Origin of the sequence: Pseudomonas sp. EA_105y_Pfl2_R69, from assembly GCF_963970915.1 — a bacterium.
In the GTDB taxonomy this organism is placed as follows: domain Bacteria; phylum Pseudomonadota; class Gammaproteobacteria; order Pseudomonadales; family Pseudomonadaceae; genus Aquipseudomonas.
Genome location: NZ_CAXAOO010000001.1, coordinates 604,439 through 626,499 on the forward strand (window position 1 = coordinate 604,439; position 22,061 = coordinate 626,499).

A 22,061-nucleotide genomic window follows, 5' to 3' on the forward strand; every position below is an offset into this window, starting at 1 on the left:
CTGACTATAAGGACAGGTTTTTATTCTGTTGTAGCAATGGCTTGGGTAGAATTTGACGTTCAGGTCAATAAATCTGTCGTCTACGCTGATTCTGCTCCGTGCTTGTAAGCGGTGCGCCTGTCTCTCTTTTGTTCACGCACATGGCCAAGCTGGTCTGGCCCCGAGGAACGGACATGTCCACTCCTGAGTTATCCCGCCGCGCCTTTCTGCAAGGCAGCGTCATTGCCGGTATCGGCATCAGTTTCGCGCCGCTGGGGAGCAAGGCCTTTGCCGCCCTGTTCGAAGCGCAGGTGACCGCCATGCCGCAGCCCTGGTACGACGCCAGCGGCAAGGCCGTGGCGCGTATCGACGGGGTTTCCAAGGTCGTGGGCGGCAAGGTGTTTGCCCGCGATATCCGCGCCAAGGACATGCCCGGCTGGCCGCAGCAGCAGGGCCATGCCCTGTTGCTCAAGGCGACGCGCACCGAGCAGTTGTATCAGGGCTTTGACCTGTCAGTGCTGCCGGCCGAATTGCAGCCGCAGCGTGTGGTTACTGCCAGCGACCTGGTCAGGGACGGCATCGCCTTCCCGGATGGCCACAACCTCGACCCGCTACTCCCCGAAGGCCAGGTGCCGATGTTTATCGGCCATCCGGTGGCGCTGCTGATCTGGAAGGATTTCGAGCGCTATCGCCAGGCCAAGAACATCCTCAAGTTCAACGACAAGGTGATCCGCTACGGCGACAAGGCTCCGGCGTTCCAGAGCGATCCTTACGGCAGCTTCCGCTTCGTGCGCGTCGGCGGCAGCACGCCGTTCGACCCGGACACCTTCTCCAGCCTCAAGGACAGCATGCTGTTTCCGCTGATCCACAACCGCAAACCGGCCTGGGGCGAAGGCAAGGTCAGCGGCGACCTGACCCAGCAGGGCCTGTACCACGCAGAGCAGATGCTCAACCAACTGCAAACGCCGCCGGACGATTGGCTGGTGTTCGACGAGCGCTTCAAGACCCAGTCCATCGAGCCGGCCGCGCTGGAAGCCGACAACGGCAACGGCTGGTATGACGCCGCCAGCGGCACCCTGCATTTCGTGGTCGCCACCCAGTGCCCGTTTGAAGTGGCCGAGCAGACTGCACACATGCTCGCGCCGTCGCGCTTCGGGGTGAAGAAGCTGAGCATGCACCCCGGTTACACGGTGGGTTACGGCTCCAAGGACAACAACATCTTCGTGTTCTACGCCGCCCTTGCGGCTATGTACGGCGACGGGGTGCCGGTGCGCCTGGCCAATGACCGCTACGAGCAGTTTCAGAGTGGGATCAAGCGCCATCCCTTCGACATGCATTACCAACTGGCGGTGAACAAGCAGGATCACAGCTTCCAGATCTTCCGCGGGCATATGGATGTCGATGGCGGTGGCCGTGCCAATTACAGCTCCTCGGTGGCGGCGGTCGGGGCCACCGCAGCGCAGTCGATCTACTACCTGCCGCGCAGCGATCTGGCGGCGACTGCCTACTATTCTCGCGGCGTGGAAGCCGGCTCGATGCGCGGTTACGGCACCCTGCAAACCATGGCGGCCACCGAGATGATGGTGGACGAAGTGGCCGAGCGGCTGGGCGTTGATGCCATCGCGCTGCGCAAGAAGAACGTGTTCCAGTCCGGCATGAAGAACACCCAGGGCGCGATCCCGGCCGGTGCCCTGCGCCTCGATGAAATCCTCGACAAGGCCGCGCAGCACGAGATCTGGAAGGACCGCGTGGCACGCAAGCAGCGCTTCGATGCCGAGGACCCGGACAATCTCTATGGCGTTGGTTTCGCCATCTGCCAGAAGGACTTCGGTACCGGTTCCGAAGCGCCGATGGCCAGCCTGGAGTTCAGCGCCGACGGCCGTGTCAGCCTGCGCCAGATCGCCATCGACATGGGCACCGGTATGGCCACTTCGCAGGCCTTGCTGGTCGCCGATTACCTCGGCCAGCCTGCCGATGAAATCAAGACCGGCGAAACCGAGTGGAGCGAGCTGGCCCTGACCACCAGCGGCAACCCCTACATGATCAGCCAGGCCGAGCAGGATGCCGCGTTGCAGAACCCGCGCTGGGTCGGCAAGCTGGCCTCGCCCTCGTCGGCGACCAACTCGTCTTACTACACCGGGCACTCCACCCGCGAGGCGGCGCGCCTATTGTTTATCCATGGCCTGTGGCCGGCCGCCCTGGCCATCTGGGGCCGTGGCGAGCACGGCGGTCTGGCCAACCCCTATGTGGTACGGCGCGAGAATGCCCATTGGGTCGAGGGCAAGCTGACTGCCGACGGTATGCCACCGATTCCCTTCAAGCTGCTGGCGCACAAGGCCCATGAGCTGGGGCTGGTGACGGGCGTCAGCGTGCACGGTTTCAACCGCTGGAGCTGGGCCGAGGGCGAGTTCGAGATCAACGGCCGGCGCGAGCGCGTGCCGCTGGACGCCCTGGCGGTGAAATACGGTGACGGTGCCGCCGCGGCGCAGAAGGCGCAGATGAGCCGCAACGGTTTCCACCTGCTCGACCGCGTCAGCATCAACTACCCGGTCACCCAGTTGAACAACGCCATGGTCACCTACTACAGCCCGGTCGCCACCCTGGTCGAGGTCAAGGTCAACAAGGGCAGCGGCGAGGCGCGGGTGATCAACCATCACTCCTGGCTCGAATGTGGCCGGGTGATTGTCGAGGAACTGGTACTCGGGCAGCTCGAAGGCGGTATCGCCATGGGCATCGGCCATGCCCTGCTGGAGGACATGCCGCTGTACGAAGGCGGCCCCGGCGACGGTACCTGGAACTTCAACCGTTACCAGCTACCGCGTGCCAAGGATTGCGCCGTCTGGACCCAGACAGCGGAGATTCTGCCGCCCCTATCGCCCAGCGACCCGGCCAAGGGTATTGCCGAGGTGGTGATGATTCCGGTGGTCGGTGCCATCGTCAACGCGGTGGCCCACGCCACCGGCAAGCGCTTGCGCGACCTTCCTCTGACCCCGGCCCGCATCAAGGAGGCCCTCCATGGCTAAGCGCGTTTTGAGCATGATCATCAACAGCCAGGCTGTCGGCCCTGTTGAGGTGCCAGACGATCTGATGATGATCGACTTCCTGCATGAGCACCTGAACCTCACCGGCTCGCGCTTGGGTTGCGGTCAGGGTGTGTGTCACGCCTGCGTGGCGATTCTCGACAAGCCCGATGGCACCAGCGAGGAGATCCGCACTTGCATCACCGGCGTGCATTTCTTCGACGGCAAGCGCGTGCGCACCATCGAGGGCCACGCCAAGCGCGATGCGCAGGGCGAGGTCAGCGAGCTCAACCCGATCCAGCAGAAGTTCGTCGACAAGTTCGCCTTCCAGTGCAGCTACTGCACCCCAGGCTACGTCAACGCCGCCACCGTATTGGTGGAAAAACTCCAGCGTCAGCCGGTCAAGCGCAGCGAGTTGGAAGGGGAGATCGAAGACGCCCTGGGCAAGCACATCTGTCGCTGCACCGGCTACGTGCGCTACTACAGCGCCGCGCGCGATGTGGTGGAATCACTCGGCCTGGTCAAGGAAGGTTAAGCATGAAGAGCATTCTGATCGCTGCCGCCCTGTTGCTGCCCTTGGCTGCCCAGGCGGCCGATAAGCAACTGATCGAGCGCGGCAAGTACCTGGCACGCGCCGCCGACTGCGTGGCCTGCCACAGCATCGAAGGCGGTGCCGAGTACGCTGGCGGCCTGCCGCTGGAGTCGCCGTTCGGCACCATCTACGGCACCAATATCACCCCGGACAAACAGTACGGCATCGGTGAGTACAGCGCAGATGACTTCTATCGCGCGGTGGCCGAAGGTGAGCGGCGTGACGGCAGCAAGCTCTATCCGGCGATGCCCTACACCTCCTATCACCTGCTCAAGCGTGAAGACTCCGACGCCATCTACGCCTACCTGATGAGCCTGGAGCCGATCGCCAAGCCCAGCCCGCAGACCGCCCTGAGCTTCCCGTTCAATCTGCGCTTCGGCCTGAGCTTCTGGAACATGCTCTACAAGAACCGCGTGCAGTTGCAGCCGGTCGAGGGCAAGAGCGAGACCTGGCAGCGCGGTCAGTATCTGGTTGAAGTGCTCGGCCACTGCGGCGAGTGCCACACCCCGCGCAATGCTCTTGGTGCGTTGCAGCAGGATCAGCGTATGCAGGGCGGCGTGTTGCTCGGTTATGAAGCCCCGAGCCTGTTGGCTGAGGACTTGGCTCAGCGTGGCTGGAACCCTGAGGACTTGGCAACCTTCCTCAAGCACGGGATCAGCGCCCAGGGCTCGATGTTCAACGAGATGTACCCGGTGCTGCATCACAGCACCCAGTACCTGCCGCTGGATGACCACCAGGCCATGGCCACCTACCTGCTCGGCGACCAGCCGCCCGAGGCGCGCAAGGTCGCCAGCGTGGCCTTGGACAAGCTCGACGAGAGTGCTCAGCAGGGGCGTCAGCACTACCTCAACCTGTGCGCCGGTTGCCACGGCGCGGCGGGCGAGGGCATTCCTCACGTGGCCGTGGCCATGGACGGCAACACCACCCTGCGCCTGAACGATGCGCGCAACCTGTTGCGGGTGATCGATGACGGCATCAAGGAACAGCAATTCACCGGTTTCGAGCGCATGCAGCCGATGCCGGGGTTCAGCGACACCCTGGACGACACGCAGCTGCGCGACCTGCTGCATTACCTGCGGCAGACCTGGGGCGGCCAGGCGGCCGAGTTGAGCCCGCAGCAGGTCAGCCAACTGCGCAGCGAGAAGGGCCATTGAGGCTGGGTGAACGCTGATGCAGCACCTTGATCAGCAGGTCGTGCGCCAGGCGTTGCAATGGTCGGCGGCGGGGCAGCGGGTGTGGCTGTGCACGGTGCTGGCCACCTACGGCTCGGCACCGCGTGCGCCGGGTTCGCTGCTGGCTGCCACCGCGAGTGGTGAGTGGATTGGCTCGTTGTCTGGCGGCTGCGTCGAGGATGAATTGCTTGAGCAGCTGGCCGCCGGCGCGTTCCCCGAGCCGATTTATGTGCTGCGTTATGGCGATGGCAGCGACCCGCGCTCGCGGATCAGCCTGCCCTGCGGCGGCGTGCTGGAAGTGCTGGTGGAAAACCTGCCGGCCGACTGCGAGGTTCAGGCCCATCTGCGTGAGCTGGAAGGCGCGCTGGCCGGCCAGCGTCGGCTGATTCGCGAAGTGGCCCTGCCAAACGGCGAGCGTCGCTTGTTGGCTGATGGCGCTCAGGGCCCACGGGTGGAGCGTCAACCAAATCTGCTGCGCCTGCGCGTCGGCGCGGCCCAGCGCTTGCTGCTGGCGGGTTATTCCTCGGTGGCTCAGGTGTGTGCCGAGTTCGCCCAGAGCCTGGGCTTCGAGGTGCTGCTCTGTGACCCGCGTGACGAGGTGCTGCAAGGCGTCGAGTTGCCGGGGGTGGAGATTCGCCGCGAGCTGCCATCCGAGGTGATCCGCCTGGGCGGTTGCCATGCCGACACCGCCGTGGTGGCACTGACCCATGATCCGCGCATCGACGACCTGGCAATGATCGAGGCGGTGCGCACCGAAGCCTTCTATATCGGCGTGATGGGTTCCATGGCCACCAGCGCCAAGCGCTTCGAGCGCCTGCGCCGGGTCGGCGGTCTGGACGAGGCCCAGTTGGCGCGGATCATTGCGCCGATTGGCCTGAGCCTGGGCAGCAAGACCCCGGCGGAAATCGCCCTGGCGGTATTGGCCGACATCCTGCGGGTGCGCAACGGCCTGGCGCGGGATGCGCTCTGAGATGGCCAAGGTGATCGCCTTGATGCTCGCCGCCGGGCGTGGCACGCGTTTCGGCAGTGACAAGCGCCTGGCCCGTTTGCCTGGCGGTCGCAGTCTGCTGGCCGCCAGCGTCGAGAGCGCGTTGCAGGTGTTCGCTGAGGTGCATGTGCTACTGCGCCCAGGCGATGACCCGCAGGCGCTAGGGCTGCCAGTCGCTTGCCGGATTATTCGTTGCCATGATTCCGACCAGGGCATGGGCCATAGCCTGGCTGCCGGTATCCGCGCCATGGCCGGGCAAGACGCCGAAGCCATCGCGGTGCTGCTCGGCGATATGCCCTGGATCCGCGCGGACAGCCTGCAGCTGCTGTGCAGTCATGCGGCGGCCGAACGTATCGTCTATCCGCGGTACGACGGCCAGCGCGGCCACCCGGTGTTGTTCGGTCGCGCCTTCTGGTCGCAACTGCAGACCCTGCGCGGTGATGAAGGTGCGCGAGCCCTGCTGCAGGCGAATGCGTCGGCCTGCCACGGGATTGTTCTGCATGATCCCGGCGTGCTGCGCGATGTCGACCGCCCCGAGGCGTTGCTCGAGCCCTGAGGCGCAGCCCTTGTGGCAGCTCGTCGCGCGACAATCAACCACAGCAGAATTTGCCCAGCGAGGCGCTACTCTTTAGGCATGCCTTGATCCGCGTCAACACCTTTGGAGCGTGGTTGTGAAGGCGTTTTACCCTGCTCGATAGCCCCCAAATAATAACTCCCCTGACTGCTGACCCGTGACTGGCTGGCACCCCGTGCGCCATGCCCCGTACCATCTGACTGAGGAAACACCATGTTTGGATTGGAGGCTCTCGATCTCGCCCGAATCCAGTTCGCATTCACCATCTCGTTCCATATCATCTTCCCGGCCATCACCATCGGCCTGGCCAGTTACCTGGCCGTGCTCGAAGGCCTGTGGCTGAAGAGCGGCGAGACGGTGTACCGCGACCTGTATCACTTCTGGGCGAAGATCTTCGCGGTCAACTTCGGCATGGGCGTGGTCTCGGGTCTGGTCATGGCCTACCAGTTCGGCACCAACTGGAGCGCCTTCTCGGATTTTGCCGGGGCGGTCACCGGGCCGCTGCTGACCTATGAGGTGCTCACCGCCTTCTTCCTCGAGGCCGGCTTTCTCGGGGTCATGCTGTTCGGCTGGCACCGCGTCGGTCCCGGCCTGCACTTCTTCTCCACGCTGATGGTGGCGGTCGGCACGCTGATCTCGACCTTCTGGATTCTCGCCTCCAACAGCTGGATGCACACCCCCCAGGGCTTCGAGATCATCGATGGGCGGGTGATCCCGGTGGACTGGCTGGCCGTGGTGTTTAACCCCTCGTTCCCTTACCGCCTGGCCCATATGGCCACCGCCGCGTTCCTCTCCACCGCGTTCTTCGTCGGAGCGTCGGCGGCCTGGCACCTGCTGCGCGGCCGCGACAACCCGGCGCTGCGCAAGATGCTCTCGATGGCCATGTGGATGGCGCTGATCGTGGCCCCGATCCAGGCCATGATCGGCGACTTCCACGGCCTGAATACCCTCAAGTACCAGCCAGCGAAGATCGCCGCGATCGAGGGGCATTGGGAAAACCACGGCGATGAGCCGACCCCGTTGATCCTGTTCGGCTGGCCGGACATGCAGCGCGAGGAGACCCGCTTCAAGATCGAGATTCCCGCCCTTGGCAGCCTGATCCTGACCCACAGCCTGGATAAGCAAGTGCCGGCGCTCAAGGAGTTCGCCAAGGAAGATCGGCCCAACTCGACCATCGTGTTCTGGACCTTTCGGGTGATGGTCGGCCTGGGCATGCTGATGATCCTCACCGGGCTCTGGGGGCTTTGGTCGCGCATGCGCGGCACGCTGTTCCAGTCGCGTCCGCTGCTGCATCTGGCGGTGTGGATGGGGCCGTCGGGGATCATCGCCCTGCTTGCCGGTTGGTACACCACCGAAATTGGCCGTCAGCCGTGGATTATCCATGGCCTGATGCGCACCGCCGATGCCTCGTCCGGGCACAGCTTCGCGCAGATGAGCCTGACCCTGGTGCTGTTCGTGGTGGTCTACTTCGCCCTGTTCGGCGCGGGCATCGGCTACATGATGCGCCTGGTGCGCAAAGGCCCGATCACCGACGAAGGCAAAGAAGTTGCTGAAGGTGGGCCTGGCCAGAAACGCACGCCGTCACGGCCGCTGTCAGCGGCCGAAGAAGGCCTGGACGATAACGACAGCCTGACTGAGAGGACTTGACCATGGGTATCGACCTTTCGCTGATCTGGGCTGTGATCATTGCCTTCGGGGTGATGATGTATGTGGTCATGGACGGCTTCGATCTGGGCATCGGCATTCTCTTTCCCTTCGTCAAAAGTGAAGGCGAGCGCGATGTGATGATGAATACCGTGGCCCCAGTCTGGGACGGCAACGAGACCTGGCTGGTGCTCGGCGGCGCGGCGCTGTTCGGGGCCTTTCCGCTGGCCTATGCGGTGGTCCTGAGCGCGCTCTACCTGCCGCTGATCTTTATGTTGCTGGGGCTGATTTTCCGCGGCGTGGCCTTCGAGTTCCGCTTCAAGGCCAAGGCGGCCAAGCGGCATCTCTGGGACAAGGCCTTTATCGGCGGCTCGCTGACCGCGACCTTCTTCCAGGGGGTGGCGCTGGGGGCCTATATCGACGGTTTCGAGGTGGTCGACCGGGTCTATGTCGGCGGTGCGCTGGACTGGCTGACGCCGTTCTCGCTGTTCTGCGGCCTGGCGCTGATTGCCGCCTACGCCTTGCTCGGCTGCACCTGGCTGATCATGAAGACCGAAGGCCGCCTGCAACAGCAGATGCATGACCTGGCGCGGCCGCTGGTGTTCGTCCTGCTCGGCGTCACCGGCATCGTCAGCCTGTGGACGCCGCTGGCCCATGCCGAGATCGCCGAGCGCTGGTTCAGCCTGCCGAATATCTTCTGGTTTATGCCGGTGCCGCTGCTGGTGCTGCTGTGCACCTGGGCGCTGCTGCGGGCGGTGGCGCGCAATGCCAACTACGCGCCGTTCCTGCTGACCCTGACGCTGATCTTCCTCGGCTACAGCGGCCTGGGCATCAGCCTGTGGCCGAATATCATTCCGCCGTCGATCAGCATCTGGGAGGCCGCCGCGCCGCCGCAGAGCCAGGGCTTTATCCTGGTCGGGGCGCTGTTCATCATTCCCTTTATCCTGATGTACACCGCCTGGAGCTATTACGTGTTTCGCGGCAAGGTAACTGAAGAAGATGGCTACCACTGAGGGCCTGTTTCCGGTCTGCTGCGCGTCGGCCCTGCTGCGTTAAAAGCCGGCTCGGATGCTCATTTACAGCAGTAAACTCCGCGTCCTCGCCTGCTCTTGCCTTGCATGGCTCTAGCTCGCGAGACCTCAAGTAGGTTATGAGGGCCGCAAGATGAACGACATAGAAGAGAAAAAGCCGCTATGGCAGCGTCTCGGCTGGCTGGTGGCGATCTGGGCCGGCAGCGTGCTGGCCCTGGGCGCGGTGTCCTATCTGCTGCGCCTGTTTATGCAGGCGGCGGGGATGGGTACGCCCTGATCGTCGAGCCGAAGAGGGGGGGCTCAGGGCAAGGGCGCAGCCGGAGTTGAGAGGGCCGTGCGCAGGCAGGCGGGCATCCACTGGGTGCGGCGATCGTTGCCAGTCATCCTCGCAACCTTCGGGCGCTCGGCATGCCTGTCGACCGCCAGCATCGTGCATTCAGGATGCTCTGTGGTGGCCACAACGCCCTGTTCTAGGGGCTTTATCGAAAAACTCATACTTAAGTATGATGCCTAAAATCCAGCCTTCGATCACTTATCAACCCTCTGTTCGCTGAGTAGGTTTCTCCGTGCATTCTGCACACTTGGAGAGCCGCAATGATAACAACAACAGGGCCCGGATTATTCCAGCCACATGCCCTCGCCCTTGCCATAGCCCTCGGGGCCGCAGCGCCGGCGCAGGCCATCACGTTCGCCATTGGGGAGATCGAAGGTCAGTTCGATTCATCCTTGTCTGTGGGCGCTAGTTGGTCGATGCGCAGCGCCGACCCGGACCTGATCGGTGCGAATAACGGTGGCCAGGGTCAGTCGCAGACCGGCGATGACGGTCGGCTGAACTTCAAGAAGGGGGAAACCTTCTCGAAGATCTTCAAGGGCATCCACGACCTTGAGCTGAAATACGGCGACAGCGGCGTGTTCGTGCGTGGCAAGTACTGGTACGACTTCGAGTTGAAGGACGAAAAGCGTCTGTTCAAGGATATCGACGACCACAATCGCAAGACCGCCGCGCAGGCTTCCGGTGCAGAGATCCTCGATGCCTTTTTCTACCACAACTATGCAGTTGCCGATCTGCCGGGCACATTTCGGATCGGCAAGCAGGTGGTTAGCTGGGGTGAGAGCGCCTTTATCCAGAACTCGATCAATGCGATCAACCCGGTCGATGCCGCCGCTTTCCGTCGTCCGGGTGCCGAGGTCAAGGAAGGCCTGATTCCGGTCAATATGTTCTACCTCTCCCAGACCCTGACCGACAATCTGTCGGCCGAGGCCTTCTATCAGTTGGAGTGGGATCAGACCGTGGTCGACAACTGCGGCACTTTCTTCTCTTCCAGCGATGTTGTCGCCGATGGCTGCGACCACAACGACACCGTGGGCTCTCCGGCCATTGCGCCGCTGCAACCCATCGCGGCCGCCGGCGGTCAGGGCTTCGAGGTGGCGTCCGAGGGGGTGGTCGTGCCGCGAGCGGGTGATCGTGATGCGCGCGATGACGGCCAGTGGGGACTCGCCCTGCGCTGGATGGGCGATGACGCGGAATATGGTGCCTATTTCCTCAATTATCACAGCCGTACCCCGATCTTCAGCACCCAGACGGCAGGCTCAGCGACCCTGGCCGCGCTCCCCGGGATTCTTGCCGCCACACCTGCGCCTTTCCGCTCCGGGTTGGCGCAGAGCGTGATGCTTGGCAATGGCAGTTATTTCCTCGAATACCCCGAGGATATCCGTCTGTACGGTCTGAGTTTCGCCACCAGCCTGCCCACCGGTACGGCCTGGTCCGGCGAGTTGAGCTACCGACCGAACATGCCGCTGCAACTGAACAGCACCGATCTGACTCGTGCCTTGGTCAATCCCATTACCGGTGGCAGCACTTCGCCGATCGCCACCGCCCCAGGGGCGGATAACAACGGCTATCGACGCATGGAAGTGACCCAGGCGCAGACTACCTTTACCCACTTTATCGATCAGGTGATGGGGGCGGATCGCCTGACTCTGGTAGGTGAACTCGGTGTAACGCGCATCGGCGGGCTTGCCAGCCCGGAAGATGGCGAGCGTTTTGGACGTGACTCGCTGTTCGGCGTTTTCGGTTTCGAGGGGGACACTCACGGCTTCTATACCTCGACCTCATGGGGTTACCGCACCCGGGCAATCTGGGACTACAGCAATGTGTTCGCCGGCATCAACCTCAAGCCCAACTTGTCCTGGTCGCACGACGTCGACGGCTACGGTCCGGTGTTCAACGAAGGGGCCAAAGCCATCAGCGTCGGCCTGGACGCCGAGTATCGCAACACCTACAGCGCCAGCCTGTCGTACACCGACTTCTTCGGTGGCGAATACAACACGGCCGTCGACCGCGACTTTCTCGCCCTCAGTTTCGGCGTGAACTTCTAATCAGGTCCCACAGAGAACTCGCATTATGAAAACAACACGCAAGCTAATCAGTGCGCTCACCCTTTCGTTGCTGGCGAGCAGTGTCCTCGCTGCCGTATCCCCGGAGGAGGCCAGCCAGCTCGGTACCCTCCTGACGCCCTTGGGCGCGGAGAAAGCCGGCAATGCCGACGGCAGTATTCCGGCCTGGACCGGCGGGCTTGGCAAGGGCGCGGCGGCGGTGGATGAGCGCGGCTTTCTCACTGACCCGTTCGCCGGCGAGCAGCCGTTGTTCACCATTACCGCGCAGAACGTAGCGCAATACCGCGACAAGCTGTCCGAAGGCCAGGCGGCCATGCTCGAGCGCTACCCGGACAGCTACCAGATGCCGGTCTATGCCACCCATCGCTCGACGGCGGTACCTCAGGCAATCTACCAGGCCGCTCGGGTCAGCGCGCTGCAGACCGAACTGATCGAGGGCGGCAACGGCTTGAAGAACTTCGCCGAGAGTCGTTACTACCCCTTTCCGATTCCCCAGAGCGGCCTGGAAGTGCTGTGGAACCATATGACGCGCTACCGCGGCGGCAACCAGCGCAGCACCACGGTTCTGGCGACCCCGCAAGTTAATGGGGCCTTCACCCCGGTGCATGTCGAAGAGGAAGTGGCCTTCCCCGACGGCATGCCGGATCTGGCGACGGACAAGGCCGACAACGCCCTGTTGTTCTTCAAACAGCGGGTCACCGCGCCTTCTCGCCTGGCGGGCAACGTGCTGCTGGTGCACGAGTTCCTCGATCAGGTCAAGGAGCCGCGTATGGCCTGGCTCTACAACGCCGGCCAGCGCCGCGTGCGTCGCGCCCCGCAGGTGGCTTACGACGGACCGGGCATGGCGTCTGACGGTCTGCGCACCTCGGATAACTTCGACATGTACAACGGTGCACCGGATCGCTATGACTGGAAGCTGCTGGGTAAGCGAGAGATGTACATCCCCTATAACAATTACCGGCTCGCGTCGTCGCGCCTGAAATACAGCGACATCCTCAAGGCCGGCCACACCAACCAGGAGTTGGCCCGCTATGAGTTGCATCGGGTATGGGTGGTGGAAGCCACGCTGAAGGCCGGCGAGCGGAACATCTATGCCAAGCGCCGTTTCTTTATCGCCGAGGATTCCTGGCAGATCGCCGCGTCCGAGTTCTATGACGGTCGCGGTCAGTTGTGGCGGGTCGGCCAGAGCATGCTGCTGCAAAACTACGCTGCCGAGACCCCGGCCAGTGCCTTCGACGCGCTCTACGATCTGCTTAGCGGACGCTATGTGGCGTCCGGCCTGAGAAACGAAGAGAAGCGTCCCGCCGAGTTCGGCACTCTGGCGTCGATCAAGGACTTCACCCCGGCTGCGCTGCGCAGCGCCGGTGTGCGCTGAGTCCTGTCCGCTGCTCCATCTTTGAGGCGGCCTTGCGGTCGCCTTTTTTATGGCTGCGCCTCGCGTGCTTTCGCCATTACGCGCGTCCTGTGCCGGTGCGGGGTAATATCGCGTGAGCTCCTATAGTCTCGTCAAGGACAAGACCGGAGCCGTGACCATAACCAAGCATGACCACGCCTAACGAGCCTCGACCCATGACTCTCGCCGAATCATCCAGCCGATCCGCGTGCACCTTGCCGCGGTTGTCTGCCGCGCATATCGCCCGGCCGCGCCTGAGCCAGCGGCTGCTGGCCAGTGAATGCCGGCTGACGCTGATTTGCGCACCCGCCGGCTATGGCAAGAGCATGCTGCTCAACGAATGCCTGCGCCAGGCCAGCCCCGACACTCGGCTGGTCTGGCTCGACCTGCTCGGCCATTCGTTGGACCCCGCCGAATTGCTCAAGCGTTTGGCCGCTGCGTTGCGCTTGAGCCATGGGGGCGGCGATCCCGAAATTGAACTGGCGCACCTGCTGGGGCGTATCGAGCAGCCGCTGTGGGTCGTGCTCGATGATTACCCCAGGCAGCGTTGCGATGAACTCGATGCCTGCCTCAGCCGACTGCTCGAGCGCGCGCCGCACACCTTGCGTTGGTGGATCAGTGGCCGGCGGCGGCCGGCCTGGAGCCTGCCGCGGCTGTTGTTGCAGGGCGATCTGATGGAGTTGGGCGTGGCTGACCTGGCGCTCGATCGGCAGGAGCTGAACGCCTTGCTGCAGCGCTATCAGGTGCAACTGTCCAGCGAGCAGTGCGCGCTGTTGCTGACACAAAGCGAGGGGTGGCTGGCGGCCATCTGCCTGCTGCTTATCCAGGGGCATTCGCAGGATCTGCCCGAGCGGGTGAGCGCCAATCCGCCGCTGCTGCAGGAGTACATTGTCCGCGAGCTGCTTGCCGACCTGTCCGAGCGATTGCGTCAAGCGCTGCCCCTGTTGGCCCATATGCCAAAATTCTGTGTCGAGCTGTGCGTGCGCCTGCTGGGCGAGGAGCGCGGAACCCAGGTCTTCGAAGAGCTGCTGCAGCGTCAGCTGTGTCTGCATGAGCCTGACGGTTACAGAGAATGGTTCCGCCTGGGCCGGCCCCTGGTTGCCATGCTCAAGTCTCAGCCGGGCAGCCAGGTACCCTGTGCGGCCCATGCGCAGGCCAGCCGTTGGTTCGCCCTCCAGGGCGAGGTGCGCGAAGCCGTGGAGCACGCCCTCTGGGCGGAGCAGCCGGATGTGGCGGCCAGCTATCTGCAGCGCTTCGGCCAGGATCGACTGTTGATCGGGCAAAACGTCGCGCAGTTCCTGGCTTGGCGTGACGAGTTGCCGGCGGGGCTGTTCGTGAGTACCGCGCGGCTGATTACCTTGCAGGCTTGGGCGTTGATCATCTGCTCGAGACTGGAGGAAGTGAACGCCTGTCTCGACGATCTCGCCCGCTTTCTGCCGCAGCCCGATGCCCGTCGTCAGCAGCAGTTACTGGCCCAGTACCAGACGATTCAGGGCGTGCTGCAGCGCCAGCTTGGCCTGAGCGGTGCCCGCCAGCACTGCCTGGAGGCGTTGCCGATGCTGGCCTCGTCAGCCTGGACGCAGCGCGCGCTGTGCTACCAGACGCTGACCCAGCAGGCCCTGGCCGAGAACGACCTGCAGGCTGCCCAGGGGTACAACCACGAGGGGCTGCGCCTGACTCGCCAGCGCGGCAACCTGCCCTTCGAGGCGTTGCTGAGCATCGAGCGCGTTCACCTGCTGGAGATGCAGGGCGAGGGCGAGCGTGCGTTGGAGCAGGTCGAACAATCCCTGCAGGATATTCAGGCGGCGGGCCAGCGTGGGCCGGTGATGGTGCGTTTGCTGGTGTTGCGCGGCAAATTGCTGGCCGGACGTGGCAAGCATGACGACGCTGAGCACGCCCTGCGCGCGGCGTTGGAGGAGGCCGAGCGCTGTCAGGACGCTTACCTGCTATACGGTTACCTGGAGCTGGCCGAGTTGGCCGCGGAGAATGCCGAGCTCGACCGTGCCCAGCAGCTCTTGCGCAAGGCCGAGCGGCAGATGCAGTGGCTGAAAGTGCCGGAGGTGCGTTATCGCGAGGCGCTACTCCATGTCCAGGGTGTGCTCTGGCTATACCAGGACGAACCGGCGCGCGCGCTGGACTGTTTCCATCAGGTGCTGCAGAACCTGCAGCGGTTTGCATTGGTGGCCCCCTCGGGTTTCTACGATCTGCCGTTGCGTGCCCGCCTCTGTATTGCCCAGGCCGAGCTGAGGCTGGGCCGGGTCGACGCGGCGACCGCGGCGCTGCAGGGGCTCGAGCGGGAGTGCCGGGAATCCGCTCGGCGCGGCCTGGCCTGCGAGTGTCAGCTCGCCCTGGCCGAGGCCAAGCTGCTCGCTGGACAACAGCAAGCGGCCGCCGCTCTGCTGCGCAAGGCCTTGGCGGAGGCGGAGCGTCTTGCTCTGCTGCGCCCGCTGCGCAGCCTCTGGGATCGGCGCAGGGGCTGGCTGGAATCCGTGCTGCCAGCACCGGCCGAGCGTCAGGGTTGCCTGCGTTTGCTTGAGCCCGCGCCAGCCCAGTCGCCCTTGAGCAAGCGCGAGGCGCTGGTGCTGCAACTGATCGCCCAGGGCCACTCCAACCAGCAGATCGCCGAGCAACTGTGCGTTTCGCTGCATACCGTCAAGAGCCACGCCCGCCATATCAACGTCAAATTCGGCGTCGAGCGCCGCACCCAGGCGGTCGCGCATGCCAAGGCGCAGGGCTGGCTAAGCTAAGCGGCGGGACACCAATAGCCGCCTGCAGTGAGCCCCCAGGCACCCTGCCTGGCGCGGCGTGCCGCGAACAGTCGAGGTGCTCTTGCGACGGCGCTCGATATTTTCACAAGCGCTGACGGCCATTCTGCTGCCATCTAACTGCTGCACCTTGGGCATGACGACGTTGGTGTCGGCCTGGTCCTGCGCGATTTTCCGCGCAGGCCTTTCTTATCCCTCGGCTTGATAACGAATTGCTTGGCCCGAAGGCGGGCAGGCCCAGATTAATTTCGATTATTCTGTCAAAAAGCTTGCACATGTTCCGCTCTGCGAAATATATTTCCATAAAATAGAGCGGAGATATGCAATGCAAGCCACTGTGCAGTTCGAGCGACGGGCCAATCTGGCCCTGATCACCGTTAATAATCCCCCGGTCAATGCCTTGAGCCAGCCGGTTCGCCAGGGCTTGCTGGACGCCTTTCGCGCCGCCGAGGAGGATGCACGGGTCGACGCGGTCGTCCTGCTCTGCGCCGGCTCCACCTTTATCGCCGGTGCCGATATCAAGGAATTCGGCAAGCCGCCGCAGGAGCCGAGCCTGCCCGAGCTGGTCAACGCGATCGAGGCTTGCAGCAAGCCCAGCGTGGCGGTTTTGCATGGCACGGCGTTGGGCGGCGGTCTGGAGGTGGCCCTGGGCTGCCACTATCGGATCGCCCGCTCCGATACCCGGGTTGGCCTGCCGGAGGTCAAGCTCGGCCTGCTGCCAGGGGCCGGCGGCACGCAACGCCTGCCGCGCCTGGCCGGGGTGGCCAAAGCGCTGGAGATGATTGTCAGCGGTGCGCCCATTGCGGCGGCAGACGCCTGCGAGTACGGCATCATTGACGAGTTGTGCGACGGCGACCTGGCCGCGGCCGGCAGCGCTTTTGCCCAGCGCCTGCTGGCCGCGGGCCGTGGCGTACGCCGCAGCGGCGAGCAGCGGATCGCGTCGGTCGATGTGGATGTCGCGCTGTTGATCGAGGCCAAGCGCGCCGAGGTGCGCAAGCGCTCGCCGGGCCTGTTCGCGCCGCTGCGCTGCGTGTCAGCGGTCGAGGCCGCCACCTTGCTGCCCCTGGCTGAGGGGTTGAAGCGCGAGCGCGAGCTGTTCCAGGAGTGCCTGGCCTCGCCGCAACGCGCGGCGCTGGTGCACGCGTTCTTCGCCGAGCGCCAGGCCGGCAAGGTATCCGGCGTGCCGGCCGATACGCCGGTACGCGAGATCAAGTGCGCCGCCGTGATCGGGGGCGGCACCATGGGCGTGGGCATCGCCCTCTGCTTCGTCAATGCGGGCCTGCCGGTCAAGCTGCTGGAGGTCGACGCCGCGGCGCTCGATCGCGCCCTGCAACGTGCCCGTGACATCTATGCCGCGAGTGTCAAGCGCGGCAGCCTGACCCAGGCGGCGATGGACCAGCGTCTGGCCCTGCTCGAAGGGGTGACCGACTATGCGGCCCTGGCCGATGTCGATGTGGTGGTCGAAGCGGTATTCGAGGACATGGGGGTCAAACGCCAGGTATTCGAGCAGCTCGACGCCGTGTGCAAAGCGGGGGCGATTCTCGCCTCCAACACCTCCTCCCTGGACCTCAACGCCATTGCCGCGCTTACCCGCCGCCCGGCGGATGTGGTCGGGCTGCATTTCTTCAGCCCGGCCAACGTCATGCGCCTGCTGGAAGTGGTACGTGGCGAGCAGACCTCGGCCGAGGTGCTGGCCAGCGCCATGGCCCTGGGCAAACGCCTGAAGAAGGTTGCCGTGGTGGTAGGCGTCTGCGACGGCTTCGTCGGCAATCGCATGGTCTTCCAGTACGGCCGTGAGTCCGAATTTCTGCTGGAGGAGGGGGCCACTGCGCAACAGGTGGACGCCGCCTTGCGCGATTTCGGCATGGCCATGGGACCGTTGGCCATGCGCGACCTTTCCGGGCTGGATATCGGCATGGCGATCCGCAAGCGCCAACGCGAGACCTTGCCGTCCGAGTACCGCCTGCCGTGCCTGCTGGACAAGTTGTGCGCGGCCGGAATGCTCGGCCAGAAGACTGGCAAGGGCTTCTATCTATACCCGGCCGGCTCGCGCACCCCGCAGCCGAACCCCGAACTGGCGGCACTGCTGGAGGCCGCCTCACAGCAGCAGGGTATCGAGCGCCGCGAACTGAGTGCAGCGCATATCGTTGAGCGCAGCATTTTTGCCCTGATCAACGAGGGGGCCAAGATTCTCGAGGAAGGCATCGCGCAGCGGGCCAGTGATATCGACTCGATCTACCTGAACGGTTACGGCTTCCCGGCCTTCCGGGGTGGGCCGATGTTCTATGCCGATCAACTCGGCCTGGACCAGGTGCTTGCACGTGTTCGCGAGTTCCATCAGCGTTTCGGTGCCTGGTGGCAGCCCGCACCGCTGCTGGAAAAACTGGCCGCCGAAGGCCGCACATTCAACTCCTGGGAGCCCGGCCAATGAACGACGCCGTCATTCTATCCACCGCCCGCACGCCGATCGGCAAGGCGTTTCGCGGGGCCTTCAATAACACTCATGGTGCCGTTCTCGCCGGGCATGTGATCCGCCACGCCGTCGAGCGCGCGGGCATCGATGCGCAACTGATCGAGGATTGCATCCTGGGGTGCGGCCTACCTGAAGGGGCCACCGGCAAGAACATCGCCCGTCTGGCCACTGTGCAGGCCGGGCTGCCGATTGCTGTTGCTGGCGCGACGATCAACCGCTTCTGTGGTTCGGGCCTGCAGGCCATTGCCCAGGCTGCTCACTTTATCAAGGCCGAAGGCGTCGCGGCCATGGTCGCCGGCGGGGTCGAGTCGATCAGCCTGGTACAGCCAAGCGTCAATCAAGCCCACATCCAGGAAGCGGGCCTGTACCAGGTCAAACCGGACCTGTGGCTGCCGATGATCGACACCGCGGACAGAGTCGCGCAGCGCTACGGTATCGGCCGTGAAGCCCAGGACGAGTTGGCGCTGCTTAGCCAGCAGCGTACCGCGGCAGCCCAGCGAGCCGGATTGTTCGACGACGAGATCGTGCCGCTGCAGTCGATCAAGGTCAGCACCGACAAGGCCACTGGCGCGATCAGCCACGAGACCGTCAGCCTGGCGCGCGACGAATGCAATCGCCCCGGCACCAGTCTCGATGCGCTGGCCGGCCTCGAGCCGGTTCGGGGTGCCGGCAACTGGGTCACCGCAGGCAATGCCAGTCAGCTGTCCGATGGCGCGAGCGCGTGTGTGATCGTCGACAGCCGTATCGCCGAGCAGCAGAACCTGGATGCCCTGGGCATCTTTCGCGGCTTTGCAGTGGCCGGTTGCGAGCCGGATGAGATGGGCATCGGTCCGGTTTTCGCCGTATCCAAGCTGCTCAAACGTCACAACCTGAGGGTCGATGACATCGACCTGTGGGAGCTGAATGAAGCATTCGCCTCGCAGGTCATTTACTGCCGTGACCGCCTGGGCATCGATCCCGCGAAGCTCAACGTCAATGGTGGCTCCATCGCCGTCGGCCACCCCTACGGCATGACCGGCGCGCGCATGACCGGCCATGCCCTGCTCGAGGGGCGACGCCGAGGTGCCCGTTTCGTCGTCGTCACCATGTGCATCGCTGGCGGCATGGGTGCCGCCGGCCTGTTCGAAATCGCTTGAAAGAGGAACCAGGACAACCATGAATATCAACTACACCACCGAAGAGCTCGCCTTCCGGACCGAGGTCCGGGCCTTTCTTGCCGAGCAGCTGCCGGTCGATATCGCCGCCAAGGTCAAGCTGGGCAAGCACCTGTCCAAGCAGGATCACCAGCGCTGGCAGAAGATTCTCGCGGCCAAGGGCTGGTATGCCCCCGGCTGGCCGGTAGAGCTGGGCGGTACCGATTGGGGACCCGTGGAAAAGCACATTTTCGACGAAGAGGGTGCCGCTTTCGGCGCTCCGCGTCTGGTACCTTTCGGGGTGAACATGGTCGCCCCGGTGATCATCAAATTCGGTACCCAGCAGCAGAAGGACTTCTACCTGCCGCGCATCCTGTCGGGTGAGGATTGGTGGTGTCAGGGCTATTCCGAGCCGGGTGCCGGCTCCGACCTGGCCAGCCTCAAGACCCGCGCGGTGCGCGACGGCGACCACTATGTGGTGAGCGGCCAGAAGACCTGGACCACCCTGGGCCAGCACGCCAACATGATCTTCTGCCTGGTGCGCACCGACCCGCAAGCCCAGCAGCAGCGCGGCATTTCCTTCATGTTGATCGATATGCAAAGCCCCGGCATCAGCGTGCGGCCGATCATTACCCTGGATGGCGATCACGAGGTCAACGAAGTGTTCTTCGACAACGTCAGGGTGCCGGTTGGCAACCTGGTGGGTGAAGAGAACAAGGGCTGGACCTGCGCCAAGTATCTGTTGACCCATGAGCGCACCGGCCTGGCTGGTATCGGCGCTTCCAAGGCCGCACTCAGCAAACTCAAGCACATCGCCAGCAAAGAGCTGTGCGATGGCAAGCCGATGATCGAGGACCCGCTGTTCCGGGCGCAGGTCGCCGAGCTGGAAATGCAACTGTGCTCGATCGAGATCAGCACCCTGCGCATCTGCGCGGCAGCCGCTCAGGGCGGGGTGCCGGGCACCGAAAGCTCGATCCTCAAGGTCAAGGGCACCGAGATCCGCCAGGCCATCACCCACCTGCTGCGCAAGGTCGTCGGTCCCCACGCGTTGCCTCACCTCGAGGAAGAACTGGAGCTGGACTATCAGGGCGAACTGCTGCACGCCGACTACAGCCCCGCCCTGGCCGGCCATTACTTCAACATGCGCAAGCTGTCGATCTTCGGCGGCTCCAACGAAATTCAGAAGAACATCGTTTCCAAGATGATTCTCGAGCTGTAAGGAGACAAACAATGGACTTCAAACTGACCGATGAGCAGCAAATGCTGCAAGACACCGCGGCGCGTCTGGTGCGCGACCTTTATAGCTTCGAAGCGCGTGAGCAGCACGCCCGGACAGCGCTGGGTTTTTCTGCCGAGTTCTGGGCGCAACTGGGTGAGCTGGGCCTGACCGCCGTGCCGTTTGCCGAGGAACTGGGCGGCTTCGGCGGCAGTGGCGTCGAGACCATGCTGATCATGACCGAACTCGGCCGGGTCCTGAGCCTGGAGCCCTACCTTCATTCGGTGATATTCGCCGGTGGCCTGGTCGAGCAGCTCGGCAGCGCGGCGCAGCAAGATGCGTTGCTTGGTGGGGTGGCCAGCGCCCAGCTGCAGCTGGCGGTCGCATTCGAAGAGGCGCAGAGCCACTACCGGCTGAACGACGTCGAGACGCGTGCGCAAGCCGTCGAGGGCGGTTTCAGGCTGAGCGGGCGCAAGGTGGTGGTGATCGGCGGCCACAGCGCCGAGCAGATTCTGGTCAGCGCACGTACCAGCGGCGAGGCGCGTGATGAAGACGGCATCAGCCTGTTTCTGCTTGATCCGACGGCAGCGGGTGTTACGCGGCGCAGTTACTCGAACATCGATGGGCCGAAAGCCTGCGATCTGTTCCTCGATGAGGTGGTGGTGGCGAACGACCAGCTGCTCGGCTCGGTCGGCGGCGCACTCCCCGCCATTCGCTATCAGCAAGGCCGGGCGATCGCGGCGCAATGTGCCGAGGCCCTGGGCAGTATGCAGGAGGCCTGCAGCCTGACCCTCGACTACCTGAAGACGCGCAAGCAATTCGGTAGCGAAATCGGCAAGTTCCAGGCGCTGCAGCATCGCATGGTGGACATGCGTAGCGAGCTGGAGCAGGCCACGTCCATGGTGATCCTGGCGGCCTGTGTTGCCGATCAGGACGACTGTGCGGAGCGCTCGCGCCTCCTCGCCAGCGCCAAGTTCGTTTGCAGCCGAGCCGGTCGCTTTATTTCCGAACAGGCCATCCAGCTGCACGGCGGCATCGGTATGACCTGGGAGTACGTGCTGGCCCATCACGCCAAGCGCCTGGTGATGCTCAGCCACCAGTTCGGCGATGACGACCATCACTTGAAGGCCTACGCTGACCTGCTCGACGTCGCCTGATCAGCTGCGTTACGTCTGGCTGGCGTAAGCCAGCCATTGCTCCGGGCCATTCGTGGCCCGCTTTTCGTTGGCGAGCGGGCAGTCTCGCTGCGGACAATAACGGCGGTGCTCTGGCCAGGTCCGCGCGGCCAAAACTGAGCGCCGCCTCGCTCACCGTATCCGCTACCCGCGTCCGGCTATGGACGACGCTTGGCCCTTGCTTGCCGGCGTGTCGATTGCCTATTCCCCGTTTTTGCTGAGCGCTCTTGGCCTGCCGGCCGTTTGTGCGGAACCGCTCGATTTGTGTCGTTGCTCGGGGGCGCGTTATCAATATGGCGCGGCGTGCCTTCGGCTGGCCTGACAATGGACGTTATGCCGGCGGGAAGGCTCTGTGCCGCGGCTAACCACGGCCGTTTACGCCAGTAGCCCCCTGCAGTGGAGCGTCGCCTGGGCCGCGCTGAGTGGATGGTCTGCGCGCCGATTCAGGCGGGGGCCAAGCTGTCGGCGATTGCTATCGACTGCATTACGGGACGAGTGAGCAGAATCTT

15 protein-coding genes are annotated in these 22,061 nt (G+C 64.1%); all 15 read left to right on the forward strand.

Annotated elements, in window-relative coordinates:
• Positions 1 to 173 precede the first annotated feature (173 nt).
• The 15 genes from AACY13_RS02645 to AACY13_RS02715 all read left to right on the forward strand — a co-directional run bounded on the left by AACY13_RS02645 (position 174) and on the right by AACY13_RS02715 (position 21,534).
• Positions 174 to 3,002 (forward strand): xanthine dehydrogenase family protein molybdopterin-binding subunit, encoded by a 2,829-nt coding sequence (locus tag AACY13_RS02645; RefSeq protein WP_339459118.1) that lies wholly within the window; start codon positions 174 to 176, stop codon positions 3,000 to 3,002.
• Positions 2,995 to 3,534, forward strand: coding sequence for a (2Fe-2S)-binding protein (locus tag AACY13_RS02650; protein ID WP_339459119.1), 540 nt, complete (start codon positions 2,995 to 2,997; stop codon positions 3,532 to 3,534). Before AACY13_RS02645 ends, AACY13_RS02650 begins: the two co-directional genes overlap by 8 nt.
• Positions 3,535 to 3,536: 2 nt before the next feature.
• Entirely contained in the window at positions 3,537 to 4,745 is a 1,209-nt protein-coding gene (locus tag AACY13_RS02655) for a cytochrome c (protein WP_339459120.1), read from the forward strand.
• 16 nt (positions 4,746 to 4,761) lie between these two features.
• Positions 4,762 to 5,733 (forward strand): XdhC family protein, encoded by a 972-nt coding sequence (locus AACY13_RS02660; protein WP_339459122.1) that lies wholly within the window; start codon positions 4,762 to 4,764, stop codon positions 5,731 to 5,733.
• Between the two features lies 1 nt (position 5,734).
• Complete coding sequence (locus AACY13_RS02665) at positions 5,735 to 6,307, forward strand: nucleotidyltransferase family protein (protein WP_339459124.1); 573 nt, start codon at positions 5,735 to 5,737, stop codon at positions 6,305 to 6,307.
• Between the two features lie 231 nt (positions 6,308 to 6,538).
• Positions 6,539 to 7,972, forward strand: coding sequence for a cytochrome ubiquinol oxidase subunit I (locus tag AACY13_RS02670; protein WP_339459125.1), 1,434 nt, complete (start codon positions 6,539 to 6,541; stop codon positions 7,970 to 7,972).
• 2 nt (positions 7,973 to 7,974) lie between these two features.
• Positions 7,975 to 8,982 (forward strand): cytochrome d ubiquinol oxidase subunit II, encoded by a 1,008-nt coding sequence (cydB, locus tag AACY13_RS02675; protein ID WP_339459127.1) that lies wholly within the window; start codon positions 7,975 to 7,977, stop codon positions 8,980 to 8,982.
• Between the two features lie 151 nt (positions 8,983 to 9,133).
• Positions 9,134 to 9,277, forward strand: a complete 144-nt coding sequence (locus tag AACY13_RS02680) for a DUF2474 domain-containing protein (protein ID WP_339459128.1) — start codon at positions 9,134 to 9,136, stop codon at positions 9,275 to 9,277.
• A gap of 317 nt (positions 9,278 to 9,594) precedes the next feature.
• Complete coding sequence (locus AACY13_RS02685) at positions 9,595 to 11,379, forward strand: DUF1302 domain-containing protein (RefSeq protein WP_339459130.1); 1,785 nt, start codon at positions 9,595 to 9,597, stop codon at positions 11,377 to 11,379.
• 25 nt (positions 11,380 to 11,404) lie between these two features.
• Positions 11,405 to 12,772: a DUF1329 domain-containing protein gene (locus AACY13_RS02690; protein WP_339459131.1), complete on the forward strand. Its 1,368-nt coding sequence runs from the start codon at positions 11,405 to 11,407 to the stop codon at positions 12,770 to 12,772.
• A gap of 194 nt (positions 12,773 to 12,966) precedes the next feature.
• Entirely contained in the window at positions 12,967 to 15,537 is a 2,571-nt protein-coding gene (locus AACY13_RS02695; protein WP_339459132.1) for a LuxR C-terminal-related transcriptional regulator, read from the forward strand.
• A gap of 343 nt (positions 15,538 to 15,880) precedes the next feature.
• The gene (locus tag AACY13_RS02700; RefSeq protein ID WP_339459134.1) at positions 15,881 to 17,986 is read left to right on the forward strand and encodes a 3-hydroxyacyl-CoA dehydrogenase NAD-binding domain-containing protein; all 2,106 of its coding nucleotides are present in this window, start codon (positions 15,881 to 15,883) and stop codon (positions 17,984 to 17,986) included.
• Positions 17,983 to 19,164, forward strand: coding sequence for an acetyl-CoA C-acyltransferase (locus AACY13_RS02705; protein ID WP_339459136.1), 1,182 nt, complete (start codon positions 17,983 to 17,985; stop codon positions 19,162 to 19,164). The genes AACY13_RS02700 and AACY13_RS02705 overlap by 4 nt, the downstream gene beginning before the upstream one ends.
• A 19-nt stretch (positions 19,165 to 19,183) precedes the next feature.
• A complete protein-coding gene (locus tag AACY13_RS02710; protein ID WP_339459137.1) occupies positions 19,184 to 20,380 on the forward strand; it encodes an acyl-CoA dehydrogenase family protein in 1,197 nt (398 codons plus the stop codon).
• Positions 20,381 to 20,391: 11 nt separating this feature from the next.
• Positions 20,392 to 21,534, forward strand: coding sequence for an acyl-CoA dehydrogenase family protein (locus AACY13_RS02715; protein ID WP_339459139.1), 1,143 nt, complete (start codon positions 20,392 to 20,394; stop codon positions 21,532 to 21,534).
• The last annotated feature ends 527 nt before the right edge of the window (positions 21,535 to 22,061 follow it).